At 42.9% G+C, this 12,751-nt stretch carries 11 protein-coding genes and 1 pseudogene; 5 read left to right on the plus strand and 7 right to left on the minus strand.

From position 1 onward, the window contains the following. Positions 1–67: 67 nt before the first annotated feature. Together F6K63_RS00115 and F6K63_RS00120 are read right to left on the minus strand one after the other, a co-directional pair. Complete coding sequence (locus F6K63_RS00115; RefSeq protein WP_287310267.1) at positions 68–1,012, minus strand: hypothetical protein; 945 nt, start codon at positions 1,010–1,012, stop codon at positions 68–70. Between the two features lie 637 nt (positions 1,013–1,649). Then, complete coding sequence (locus tag F6K63_RS00120; protein ID WP_287251542.1) at positions 1,650–2,024, minus strand: metallophosphoesterase family protein; 375 nt, start codon at positions 2,022–2,024, stop codon at positions 1,650–1,652. 475 nt (positions 2,025–2,499) lie between these two features. Between F6K63_RS00120 and F6K63_RS00125 the strand changes: the two genes are divergently transcribed. Further along, positions 2,500–2,754, plus strand: coding sequence for a hypothetical protein (locus tag F6K63_RS00125; protein WP_287247561.1), 255 nt, complete (start codon positions 2,500–2,502; stop codon positions 2,752–2,754). Between the two features lie 221 nt (positions 2,755–2,975). Here the strand turns inward: F6K63_RS00125 and F6K63_RS00130 are convergent, their stop codons facing one another. Next, positions 2,976–3,176 carry a hypothetical protein gene (locus F6K63_RS00130; protein ID WP_287310269.1) on the minus strand — a complete coding sequence of 67 codons (201 nt, stop codon included), beginning with the start codon at positions 3,174–3,176 and terminating at the stop codon, positions 2,976–2,978. Positions 3,177–3,860: 684 nt separating this feature from the next. Between F6K63_RS00130 and iscB the strand changes: the two are divergent. Together iscB and F6K63_RS00140 are read left to right on the plus strand one after the other, a co-directional pair. Further along, positions 3,861–5,166, plus strand: a pseudogene (iscB, locus tag F6K63_RS00135) (RNA-guided endonuclease IscB). Beyond that, positions 5,141–5,332, plus strand: coding sequence for a hypothetical protein (locus tag F6K63_RS00140; RefSeq protein ID WP_287248508.1), 192 nt, complete (start codon positions 5,141–5,143; stop codon positions 5,330–5,332). The pseudogene iscB and the gene F6K63_RS00140 overlap by 26 nt, the downstream one beginning before the upstream one ends. A gap of 8 nt (positions 5,333–5,340) precedes the next feature. On the opposite strand, the gene F6K63_RS00145 is transcribed toward F6K63_RS00140, so the two are convergent. The 3 genes from F6K63_RS00145 to trpB all read right to left on the minus strand — a co-directional run bounded on the left by F6K63_RS00145 (position 5,341) and on the right by trpB (position 11,244). Then, positions 5,341–8,718, minus strand: a complete 3,378-nt coding sequence (locus tag F6K63_RS00145) for an ATP-binding protein (RefSeq protein WP_287310694.1) — start codon at positions 8,716–8,718, stop codon at positions 5,341–5,343. Between the two features lie 117 nt (positions 8,719–8,835). Further along, positions 8,836–9,486: a ribonuclease H-like domain-containing protein gene (locus F6K63_RS00150; RefSeq protein WP_287248510.1), complete on the minus strand. Its 651-nt coding sequence runs from the start codon at positions 9,484–9,486 to the stop codon at positions 8,836–8,838. 492 nt (positions 9,487–9,978) lie between these two features. Then, positions 9,979–11,244, minus strand: coding sequence for a tryptophan synthase subunit beta (gene trpB, locus F6K63_RS00155; protein ID WP_287264847.1), 1,266 nt, complete (start codon positions 11,242–11,244; stop codon positions 9,979–9,981). Between the two features lie 167 nt (positions 11,245–11,411). On the opposite strand from trpB, the gene F6K63_RS00160 reads away from it, so the two are divergent. Continuing rightward, entirely contained in the window at positions 11,412–11,729 is a 318-nt protein-coding gene (locus F6K63_RS00160; protein ID WP_071104800.1) for a DUF4342 domain-containing protein, read from the plus strand. Positions 11,730–12,175: 446 nt separating this feature from the next. Here the strand turns inward: F6K63_RS00160 and pedR are convergent, their stop codons facing one another. After that, positions 12,176–12,445: a photosynthetic electron transport-dependent transcriptional regulator PedR gene (pedR, locus tag F6K63_RS00165; protein WP_008187694.1), complete on the minus strand. Its 270-nt coding sequence runs from the start codon at positions 12,443–12,445 to the stop codon at positions 12,176–12,178. A 90-nt stretch (positions 12,446–12,535) separates the two neighbouring features. On the opposite strand from pedR, the gene F6K63_RS00170 reads away from it, so the two are divergent. Further along, on the plus strand, positions 12,536–12,733 hold the full coding sequence (locus F6K63_RS00170) for a hypothetical protein (RefSeq protein ID WP_137985533.1): 198 nt from the start codon (positions 12,536–12,538) through the stop codon (positions 12,731–12,733). Positions 12,734–12,751 lie beyond the last annotated feature (18 nt).

Here is a 12,751-nt window from a genome sequence, read left to right on the forward strand (position 1 = left end):
CTGGTGCACTGCCCACCCTACGTGAACTACTATTGTTATTAATCCTCGGTGGGCAGTACCTACTAACTTAGCTTAACCAACTAGTAGCAAAGAACTTATCTGTATCATTCCAAAGTTCAACTAGATCAGACTGAGCATCACCATTTAAATCGGTAACTAAGTAATCAGTATCGACTCGGAAGTCTCCTACTTGTGTATTACTGCCGAAGCTAAATCCACCCAGACCATCACTAATCCAAGTCGCAGCAAAGAAATTATCTGTATTATTCCAAAGTTCGACTAGATCAGACTGACCATCACCATTTACATCGGTGACTAAGTAATCAGTATCGACTCGAAAGTCCCCTACTCTGGTATTACCGCCGAAGTCAAAATCACCCTGACCATCACTAATCCAAGTCGCAGCAAAGAAACTATCTGTATCATTCCAAAGCTCGACTAGATCAGACTCACCATCGCCATTTACATCGGTAACTAAGTAATTAGTATCGACTCGAAAGTCCCCTACTCTGGTATTACCGCCGAAGTCAAAATCACCCTGACCATCACTAATCCAAGTCGCAGCAAAGAAACTATCTGTATCATTCCAAAGCTCGACTAGATCAGACTCACCATCGCCATTTACATCGGTAACTAAGTAATTAGTATCGACTCGAAAGTCCCCTACTCTGGTATTACCGCCGAAGTCAAAATCACCCTGACCATCACTAATCCAAGTCGCAGCAAAGAAACTATCTGTATCATTCCAAAGCTCGACTAGATCAGAATCACCATCGCCATTTACATCGGTGACTAAGTAATTAGTATCGACTCGAAAGTCCCCTACTCTGGTATTACCGCCGAAGTTAAATCCACCTTGACCATTACTAATCCAAGTCGCAGCAAAGAAACTATCTGTATCATTCCAAAGCTCGACTAGATCAGACTGACCATCACCATTTACATCGGTAACTAAGTAATTAGTATCGACTCGAAAGTCCCCGACTGGAGTTGTTGAACCTAGAGAAAACATTTAACTTGCACTCCTGTCATATGATTGACACGATAAATACAGTACGGCAATCGTACTTTGATACTCCCCGCTCTCAAAAAACGGGGATTTTTGGCTCAAGGATTCGACTTGCTATGACAGGTTTACACGAAGCACAGTAGAGGTCAAATCTCCGCCAGTATTTAGATATTGAATCCTGTTTCCGTGTGGCACACCGTGTTTGATAGATGACCAACACATTTATATAATATCTAATTGAATCTAGATTTCATTTATAGTACCATTAACTTAATTTTTATGAATAAAAATTAAGTTAATTTAATTTACGGCGGTTTGTATAACTAAGAAGTACAGTAACAATAATGAGCGTAAGCATTCAGCCGTCAGCGGTCAGCCGTGAGCTAAAAGCTCACGCTACTTGAGGTGCTTTCCGTAACACAGATTAAACGAATACTTACCTGTTTTCTTGATGCAAAGCGCGAGTGGGGGAAACCACGGCAGACCGCGAGTGGCGCATGGGTCTGTGTGCGGAACCTGCGTCCGCACCGCTGTTTGCCCCGTGGGAACCCCCGCAGGTCGGCACTGCCTCCCCTGTTCCGAAGCTGCATCGCTTATTCAAAAGCTGTTCGGTGTAGCTTGCCCATAGCCCATAAGCACATCAAGTAGCGTGGGCTATGCCCAGTGGCCAAAGGCCTTTGGCTGATAGCTGTTCGCGTTCGCGAAGCGTCGGCTTTGCCGAAAGCGTGGCCAAAGGCCTTTGGCTGATAGCTGAATGCTTACTAGTTAACAGTTTGTCTACCTGTTGGAATTCTGATTCACTGCCGCCCTGGGTGATATCCCCAGTAAACATTACCAAATCCAAAGGGCCGACCTGTTCACAAAGGTACTCTAAATCATTGAAGAAAATTTCCTCAACATTTGGCCAGAGATTCTCTAAGCCATCCATACCCAAATGGAGGTCAGTCAGATGTAACCACCTAAAGATCACCTCCCTGTGATCTGAGGTTTGGTTTAATTCCGTTGAATAACTCACCGAATATATTTTATTTAACTAAATAGTATTTAATCTATGTAGATGCATCAAACCCAATCTGGACTTATTCTAACACAGGAAAATATAGGGAGCAGGGAGTAGAGAGTAGGGAACAGGGAGCAGGGAGCAGGGAGTAGGAAGCAGGGAGTAGGGAAAAAAAATATCACAATTTATTACTTTACCGATTTAATATTACCAGCGCTATCGATAAAATTACTCCCCAAAAAATGGTATTCTCTGAAATATATCTATGCGATTGACCTATGGTAACGCTACGGGAACGCTAACTAATATTTACGATTTTCCCTGTTCCCTGTTCCCTGTTGCCTGTTGCCTTTAAAAAAACGCGATCGCATTCCTTAATCCGTACATTTTCTTTCAATTACCCTTCTCAAAAAAAAATCTAAAAACCCTTGACAAGTTAATTTATAATCGTTATGATTATATTTGTAATCCTTAAAACGTTTTTTTTACTATGTCTGACAACTTCCGCCCTAACCCAGAAAACAATCCTGATGAGATTACTCCTAGTAATACTCCTCAGGAACCTTCCCCAAAAAAATACCCCATTAAGCACATTTTGAAAGGCTCCCGCCGGGCAATAACCAACACCATGCATACCCTTTATGCACGGGGTTACGCCCAAATTGACGAGTGGAGCCCCCTTCAGCCGACTGACATTCCTGGCGAATTCATCACGGTAATGACGAAGTATTTAATTCTGGATTAAGGGCTTAAATTTCAGGGGGCTTTGCCCCCTGGCCAAAGCATCAGGTCTGATGTCAGCGGTCAGCGGTCAGTGGTCAGCGGTCAGTGGTCAGTGGTCAGTGGTCAGCGTTTGGCCTTTGGCTTATAGCTAATAGCTGAAAACTGTTCGTGTAGCGCATAAACTGATAGCTGATAGCTGATAGCTGATAGCTGATAGCTGATAGCTGATAGCTTACGGTCTAATCACATCGGATCACATCTGGATGGGTTTACAACGTTGAGACATAAGTAAAAATTCCTAGCCGTGGAAATGATTTCTGCGGCTAGTTTTTTTGGGGTTATCAGGTTGAAAGTTATCAGGTTGAAGGTTAGTAAGTTGTTCGCGTAGCGTGGCCTTTTGGCCAAGGTTAGTAAGTTGTTCGCGTAGCGTGGCCTTTTGGCCAAGGTTATGAGGTTGAAAGTTGAACGCGATGGACGCGCGTCCCGCTTTCAGCGATCGCGTGGCCTTTTGGCCAAGGTTAGTAAGTTGAAGGTTTAAGGTTAGTAAGTTGAAGGTTAGTAAACAGCTAGAGAAAATGTCGCAGAGTCTACCAAAAACTCTGATTATTTGTTAAACTTAAATTAGGGTAACACCGACAGGGATTATTATGTAACTTAAATTAAAGCCGAAAACCAAGGGTTTAGTAGTTGCGCTCTCTATCCCGGTGTTAGACTTTTTTGACATTTTTATGGCGCTCGCGGGATATTCCGTCAGAGAAGCGCGGAGATACCCCCTGGATGCTATTGCATCTGGCATTGGCGAGCCAGAATTTGCCTTTGGTAGGTTTTGGTAGCTAAAAAGTATCGGTTATTAACAGTGATTAATCCTTGGTGGGCAGTGCCTAGCAACCCGATGGTAAGCACATCAATCTCCTAGTCAAAGCCTAGGCAATTCCCGGTAACTCCTGGAAATCGCCAGCTAGGATGCAGACTTAGTTTTCTACGTTGGTTTGGTTATGACACCCAAGAGTGAACTCCAGCTCTTGGCTCTGTCGCTAATCATTAAGACAAAGGCAAAATGTGTGATTAGCCTAACAAGCCATTTCAACATTGTCGAGGAACACATTACCGAATTGAGTTGCACTAATCATGCAGAATTACGTATTCGTTATTGACACAAACAAGCAACCATTAAACCCTATTCCACCAAAGAAAGCTCGCCGGTTATTAAACAAAGGTAAGGCTGCCGTTTTTAGGATGTACCCGTTCACAATCATCTTAAAGACTGCGATTCGGCAAAGCCGACGCTGCGCGAACAATAATCCAAGCATCTCACCTTGTCAAATAAAGATTGACCCTGGTAGTAAGGTAACTGGATTTGCCCTAGTCCAAAACAACCAAGTTATTTGGGGAATGGAATTAGAGCACAGAGGAGGATTAATTAAGAAAAAACTAGAGTCTAGAGGCGCTGTAAGGCGTGGGAGACGTAACCGCAACACCCGCTACAGGAAACCCATATTCCTTAACCGTAAGCGTCCAGAGGGATGGCTTCCACCTAGTCTAGAACACAGAATTTTGACTATTCAGACTTGGGTAAAACGATTGATTAAATTCTGCCCAGTCAATGAGATTTGGGTCGAAAGGGTTAAGTTTGACACCCAAAAAATGCAAAATCCTGAAATCAGTGGCATTCAGTACCAGCAAGGAGAGTTAGCCGGATATGAGGTTAGAGAGTACTTACTTGAAAAATGGGGAAGAGAATGCACTTACTGTGGTAAGCAATCCGTTCCATTGCAAATCGAACACATTCACCCAAGGTCACTTGGTGGAAGCGATTCGGCTTTGCCGACGCTACGCGAACGCGTAAGTAATCTTTGTTTGGCTTGTGAAAAGTGTAATCAACGCAAAGGTAACAAGCCTATAGAAGACTTCTTAAAAAAGAAGCCAAGTCTACTGCAAAAAATCAAATCTAAAGCTAAGCAGCCATTAAAAGATGCAACAGCAGTAAATGCAACTCGGAACAAGTTAGTTAAGGTACTTCAATTAATCAAGGTTGTGGTCACCGGAACGGGAGCGCAAACCAAATACAACCGGACTAGATTAGAACTACCTAAGCAGCACTGGATTGATGCCGCTTGTGTTGGGGATATTGAGACCTTAGTGTTGAGAACCTCTCAGCCGCTGTTAGTCACTTGCAAGGGACCCGGAGGGAGACAGAAAGCAGCACTTAACAAATACGGTTACCCCATCAGACACAATCCATTAAAACCAATCAAAGGCGCTTGTTACTGGGGACATAGCCAAGCATCAAAAACTAGGAATAGGTAAAGTCACCCCTAGAAGCAAAGGAAGCTTTGGATTTACCCCGTTAGGAACCAAGGGCTACAAAAGTTGCAAACCTCAAGATATATCGGCAATATACCGAAAAGATGGATACACTTATAGCTTTTGCTAGTATCTGCCGAGATTTACCAGGGAATAGTTGTCCTGGAAGTTCCTGTCTGATGCACTGCCCACCCTACATCTCTCCCCCGACTCCCGACTCCCGACTCCCGACTCCCGACTCCCGACTCCCGACTCCCGACTCCCGACTCCCGACTCCCTATTCCCTATTCCCTTAATAACCAATTCAAGTAATCACAATATCCAATTCCGAAACCCCATACTCCCGGGCTTTAGCACACCGTTCAATATAAAGTTCAACCACCCGGTCTTGGTGATTACTCTGTAAAAGTTCCTCAAAAATCTGTTGCGCCTGAGCAAAGTCTTCTTCTACATAATAGGAAACTGCTTCCTCAAACCGAGGAGTCGTGTCGGACTTGAAAGCAATCAAATCCTCAGGATTAGCATCATACACTTCAAAGATTTCCACTGGTTGACTTTTACCCTTCACATTGACTCGCCCTAGACGCCGATAATGATAACTGTCTCGATTATCCAGATCAGTCAAGGTGGGTTTACTAATCAAAATCTCTGCTCCATAAATCTTGGTTAAACTTTCCAAACGGGAGGCCAAATTTACAGTATCAGCAATCACGGTTGTATCCATCCGTTCAGATTCCCCCACTGTACCTAAAATTAAACTCCCCTTGTGCAAACCAATACCAATCGCAATCGGTTCATAACCACTATTGTTCCGATGGGAGTTATAACTATAAACTTGCTTTTGCATCTCAATGGCTGCCTTTAGGGCATGATCAGCCTTTTCGGGAAACAACGCCATCACCGCATCACCAATATATTTATCAATGAAGCCGTTATAATTACGAATCACTGGACTGACTCGACTTAAATAGTCATTGATAAAATTAAAATTGTCTTGCGGTGACATCCTCTCTGATAAACTAGTAAAGGAGCGAATATCCGAAAAAAGTACCGTCATCTCTTTTTGGACATAGTCCCCTAATTGGACATCAAGAATACTTTCCCTTTCTAAAAATTGCAGAAACTCCCGAGGCACAAAGCGTCCATAAGCTACATTAATTTTGGCTAACTGAAGATGGGTCTTAATTCTTGCTAGCAATTCATTCTTGGATATGGGCTTAGTTAAATAATCATTCGCTCCTGCTGCAAATCCTGCTACCAAATCTGAGATCTGATTTTTAGCAGTTAACAATACTACGGGTAGTTCATTCGGTAGAAATTTATCACGGATTTTTTTGCAGAACTCATAGCCGGTCATTTTCGGCATCATAATATCCAGTAAAATCAAGTCTGGTCTGCATCCTTGGCAAATTTTTGTGAATGCATCTAGGCCATTAACTGCTTGAATAATATTATAGTTGTGCAGAGAAAGATGGTTGACCAAAACCTGAAGATTTACTGGTTCATCATCTACAATCAAGATGTTAAATGCTTCGACGGTTGGTGATGATAGGTTCTGATCAGATATCAGGTGATCAGATATCAGGTGATCAGATATCAGGTGATTAGACATCAGGTGATCAGATATCAGGGGTTCAGAGTCATTTGCCATCGCCAAATAATTCTGAACCTGGGAAACTTCCTCTTGCTGTTTCCTCTCTACTTTACCTGTTGATATCGGTAGGGTGAAACTAAACTGTGAGCCAAGGTTTGGGGTAGACTCCACATCAATATCTCCGCCGTGGAGCTGCACCAGTTTTTTAGTAACCGCTAAACCTAACCCCACTCCTCCATATTTCCTATTAATGGAGCCATCCCCTTGTTCAAAAGCTTCAAAAATTCGGTCTAATTTATCAGGTGGTATACCAATACCTGTATCAGAAACGGTAATTTTTAGATAAGAATTTACCACCTCTGCTGACACTTTAATCGTACCACATTCAGTAAATTTAATGGCATTACCCACTAAATTATAGAGAATCTGTTGGAGTCTGTTTTCATCAGCATCGACTGGGGGAATCGATGAGGAAACTTGATTAATCAGTTGTAGGTTTTTATTAACCACAAGGGGACGGGATAGCAATAAAACAACTTCTGTTATTTCTCGCATCCCCACTGGCTTAATTCTCAGGTTGATTTGTTTATGCTTGAGGGCAGAAAAATCCAGTAAATCGTTAACAAGCTGAGTTAACCGTTTGCCACTAGAGACAATCAGAGAAAGATTAGATGCTGTTGACTGGGATAACTTACCTGTTGCTCCATCAATCAGGGATTCAGCAATGCCGATAATGCCATTCAGAGGTGTTTTAAGTTCATGGGATGTATTGGCTAAGAATTCATTTTTGAGCTGATCCATTTCCTGAAGAGCAGCATTCTTAGTTTCTAGCTTCTGGTTATACTCCTGTAGCAGTTGCCTGGTTTCAGCAAATCGTCGTTCTAAAATTAATGCTAAGGATAGGATAAACAGCAACATTCCCCAAGGATACAATCGTTGATACCAATTTTCCGGTTCAAAGCGATAAACTAAAATATCATGCATTCCTCCTATAGCCAGGATAGATAATCCGAAACTAAATAGTTTAGCATAATAGTTTTTCTGAGTGATAGCTATAGGAATCGCATGGAGCAATAAAATTATTGTACTACCCAGGAGCAAGTAGTGATCAATAGATATCTCATACAACCAGGAACTTTTGTAGATAACAATTAATCCTAAAGAAATGACCGAATAAATTAGGTGAATTTGCCATAACCGCTGGATGATGGAAAAGTAGCCTGAGCCAAATATTTCTTCAAAACCAATAAGAGTGAGAATAGGAAGAAAACAAAAAGCCGTATATCGAATATGCTCCCAATTCAGTGAATCCTTAAATAATAAGGGAATAATGGTTGATTGGCTAAGGTTGTAAATGCCTCCAGCTATAGCTAATAATGCAAAGGCTAGAATCAATCGTTTGTCTTGAGACCGGAATAAACAGGTTAAACTAAACCACAGCCCAATTAAAATAAAAATACATCCTAAAACGGTGCTGATTTCGTCTTTGAATAAACACCGAATTACGTTAAATTTAGAACCAATAACTATCCGGTCGAAAAATCCGATATAAATAGACTGCTCAGTCCCTACGTAAACATTAATGAACAATGATTTTCCATAAAAATTTGAATCAATAGGAACAATTGGCCATTGATACCCGTCACCATTAGCTGGAGGCAATGAGTTAGGGGATAATCGGGTATAAATCAGTTCCTGATCTAAATAAGCTTCTAGTATATTCGGAACTGCTCCGAGATAAAGAGTGGGAGATTGCCATTTACCGTCTGGTAACTTAACCTTTAACCAAACATTGTTTTGCTGTTGATCTGCCGGTGACTTCCATAATCTTTTTGGAAACGTAAATTCTTTCCAGCAAGGCTCGCCCTTGGCAATCTCGACCTTAGTACAAAGCTTGGCATGACGGAGGTTATTCATAGAAACATCACCCCAGAGATAGTGCCATCCTTGGGTAATCTTCAATGGTGGCAAGGTTTTAGATGCCTGAGATTGTGCTTGACTAGGTGCTATGGTTAATAGGCTAATCAGTACTGATATCAAAAAAGCACCCAAACACAAGGGGATTTGGGCACGTTTCCAACTAAACATACGTTTCACTGGTATCTCCTGGAGGGGCTATGGGTAACACCCCTCCTCTACTAGTTTAAGTTGGATTTTGGAGCTTGGAAACTGTTTGTTAAACTTTACTTACCAGTCTCTGATTCTTCAATGTTCAAATACATCTCGATAGTGCAACAAATCGAGAGATACCATAGTCGGTAACGCCTCAAAGCACTGTTGAGCTAATTCCCAACGGTCTTCCCGTTGCAGCATATTGATCAGTTTTTGCCGCACATTCAACAAGTAGCGTACATCATTAGCAGCGTATTCCAACTGCTCATCGGACAGGTTAGCGACATTACCCCAGTCAGAACTCTGAGCACTTTTATCCAAATCTATCCGTTCTAGCTCTTTGACCAATTCTTTGAGACCATGGCTACTAGTATAGGTGCGGGCTAACTTACTAGCAATCTTGGTGCAGAATACAGGATTGACTTCAATACCGAGATTTTGCCTGAGCATAGCGACATCAAACCGAGCAAAGTGAAATACTTTGAGCACATTAGTCGCTTCTAACAACTGTTTTAATCGGGGTGCTTCTGTTTGTCCTTTGTCAATGCGGACAAAGGTGACTCGTCCGAGTGGATCACACAGCTGTACAAGACATAAGCGATCGCGTTGGTAAATCAGTCCCATGGTTTCGGTATCCACGGCGAGGGAATCTGCCCTTAGATACTCTTGGCATATAGATTCGGGTAAATCGCGATCGCAAACTTGAAAATCCTTCAATTCTTCAATTACAGTTGTGTTGGTCATTGGTTCAAAGGTTATAGGTTGTAGGTTCTAGAAGTTTGTTGGATGGGATAGTGTTTGATGCGATAGTTTTGATGGGATAATATTCTTAGGGAGAACTCCCAGGATTTGGTTGATTCGATGCTCCTATGGGGTACCGTTTCTGTTCCCATGAGGAGAACGGAAAAGGCACAGTTATTCGTGAAGATGACAGTCACCACTGATACTAACCACTAGCGGTAGTGTTAGTTATCGCTTTAAAGCGATGTTATAGCACCATAACTAGCAACTAAATCACAGTGGTTACTAGAGTTAAGGACCCTTGATCAAAACTTGAGTTAATTCCACAGTAAAGATAAGCATTCCCAAACTAATCTTGAGCAATGCTTTTGGCATGAGCAGGCTGGCTAAACCCTGGGCTCTAATTTCTGGGAATTTCTAATTTCTGGGAATTACTGTATCGTAGTTTACAATTTACCCTTGACAGTCCACATGTCCTACTTATTTTTTATTTTTTTAATCTTTCGAGGTCTGAGCTGACATAAATTTAGCAACAGTTTGCACATCCTTATCACCCCGACCGGAACAGTTAATCACGATCTGGGGATTACCACTGAGTTGGGGACACAGAGTTTCGAGATATGCGATCGCATGAGATGTTTCCAGTGCCGGTATAATTCCCTCCAGCTCAGACAACCGTTGAAACGCAGCCACCGCTTCTTGGTCTGTAACACTATAATACTCTGCCCGACTACTATCTTTCAAATAGCTATGCTCTGGACCGACACCAGGATAGTCCAATCCAGCACTAATCGAGTGAGCTTCGAGCACCTGACCATCATGATCTTGGAGCAAATAACTCATTGCCCCGTGCAACACTCCTGGTCGTCCAAGAGTGAGGGTAGCCGCATGTTTAGCAGAATCCACACCAGCGCCTGCTGCTTCCACGCCAATCAACCGCACAGTGGGTTCATTAACAAACTCATGGAACAGGCCCATGGCATTGGAGCCACCTCCCACACAAGCTAACAATATATCCGGCAAACCGCCCCACTTTTCCAAACATTGAGCGCGAGTTTCCTGGCCAATCACAGCATGGAAATCCCGTACCATTTTTGGGTAAGGATGAGGACCTGCCACTGACCCAAGGATATAGTGAGTGGTTTCGACATTTGTCACCCAGTCTCGAATCGCTTCCGAGGTCGCATCCTTGAGAGTACCGGTTCCAGCCGATACCGGTTGCACCGTTGCTCCCAGTAGCCGCATCCGAAACACATTCAGGGATTGCCGTTCCATGTCCTGAACGCCCATATAAATGACGCATTCGAGACCAAATCGAGCACATACTGTTGCGGTAGCCACACCATGCTGACCCGCTCCCGTTTCAGCAATGATGCGCCCCTTACCCATGCGCTTGGCTAGCAATACTTGAGCCAGAGCATTATTAATTTTGTGAGCACCGGTGTGATTTAAATCTTCCCGTTTTAGATAAATTCGTGGTCCACTACCATCAGATTTGGTATAGTAGTTACTCAGACGTTCAGCAAAATACAGAGGACTAGGACGTCCCACATAGTCTCGCAGTAGTTGTTGTAGTTCCTGTTGGAAATCCGGGTCATTACGGTATTGCTCAAAAGACTGCTCTAGTTCACTCAGAGCAGGCATCAGGGTTTCTGGAACATATTTACCACCAAATTTCCCAAAACGTCCCAAAGCGTCCGGTTGTTGGGTGTGGTGATCCCTATGGTCACCGATACTAAGGGGTAGGGGGGTTTTAGTCACAGCGGTGTCAAGCAATTATAGAACGAACATCTCGACTATTTATTATAAAACCCAAAATCCCTTACCACCAGTCCCATAGGATTTTGTATCAACATTAACAATTATTTTTGAGCTACTGTAGAAAAGTAATGACCATAATTACCAAGCCGGTGCCTTAGCAGCTTACCATGAATGAACCAACTGATCAACAAATAAACAATCACTCCAATTCGGTAGAGACAGATGTTCAGCCAAAGGTCAGTGTCGAAGAATTCAGTATTAGTGGTAATGACCTGATTGACAAAGTTAAAGACCTAATTAATCAGGGGAATATTCGCCGAATTATGATCAAAAATGACCAGGATCGGATTTTGTTGGAGATTCCGCTAACTTTTGGCGTATTAGGAGGATTTACTGCTATTTTCTGGGCTCCTTGGTTACTCCCCCTGGGAGCGATCGGGGCATTGGCGGCTCGATTGAAAGTAGTGGTAGAACGAAAGGAATAGCGGTCGATATATCGTAGATATCTACCCTAACCCCTAAACAGGTATGGGACATCCTAGAGAAAGATTGCCTGCGATCGCTAAAGATGCTAAAAATATCTTAAGATATACTTAAGATATAATTTGAGCGGTCAACTTTGAGTTGTCAGCTTTGAGTTGTCAGCTTTGAGTTGTCAGCTTTGAGTTATCAGCTTTGAGTTATCAGCAGTCAGCCAAAAGCCTAGAAGTCACTCTGGACAACTAAACTAATTATGCCAGTGGGACTTAGATAATCATGGGTTTCTTGGTGTTTAGCTGGGGGGTTGCCAGTGCCACTGAGGTGCTTGGTGGCTTCAGCAAAGCAACCTGAGCAAAGCAACCTGAGCAAAATTGCCTAATCCTAGCTTCAAGCCGACTCTGAAAACTATCAGTAATTTCAATAATCTCCGGGACTGGATAAGTCAGTGGTATCACTGAGTTTGACCAGGGGCTGGTAAAGGACAGCAATTGACATCATTCAAGCAAACTTTGCCCCACTTTAAGGCCCAACGAACCAAACCCACCCGGTTATCAGTGGAAGTTTTGGTCAGAATGTTACTGATATGATTATCAACAGTGCGCTTACTGATTGCCAGCTCCTGGGCGATTTCGAGATTGGTTAAACCAGCCGCTACATGTTCGATGATTTGCAATTCGCGGTAAGACAGAGTTGCATGATTCTGGGATTTACCACTAGCCATAAGTAATTTTTCTCTAGTAGATATACCTATCTTATCTGATTTTACCGCCAATGGTGACCCGCTTCACTTAATTTGCCATGGGGAAATTAAGTGATTATCAATAAACAGGACAAGGAAGAGTATAGGAAGTGTGGCAGGAGTGTGGCAAGCATGGTAAGCGTGGTAAGTGTGGTAAGCGTGGGGAGTCAGATCAGCAACTGGCGTCGAAACGTAAGCTTATGCGCTACGCGCACGCTACACCGAACAGCTTTCAGCCATTCCCGTAGCGTGGCCAAGGCTGACGGCTGACGGCTGACGGCTGAATGC

Origin of the sequence: Moorena sp. SIO1G6, assembly GCF_010672795.1 — a bacterium.
Taxonomy (GTDB): domain Bacteria; phylum Cyanobacteriota; class Cyanobacteriia; order Cyanobacteriales; family Coleofasciculaceae; genus Moorena; species Moorena producens.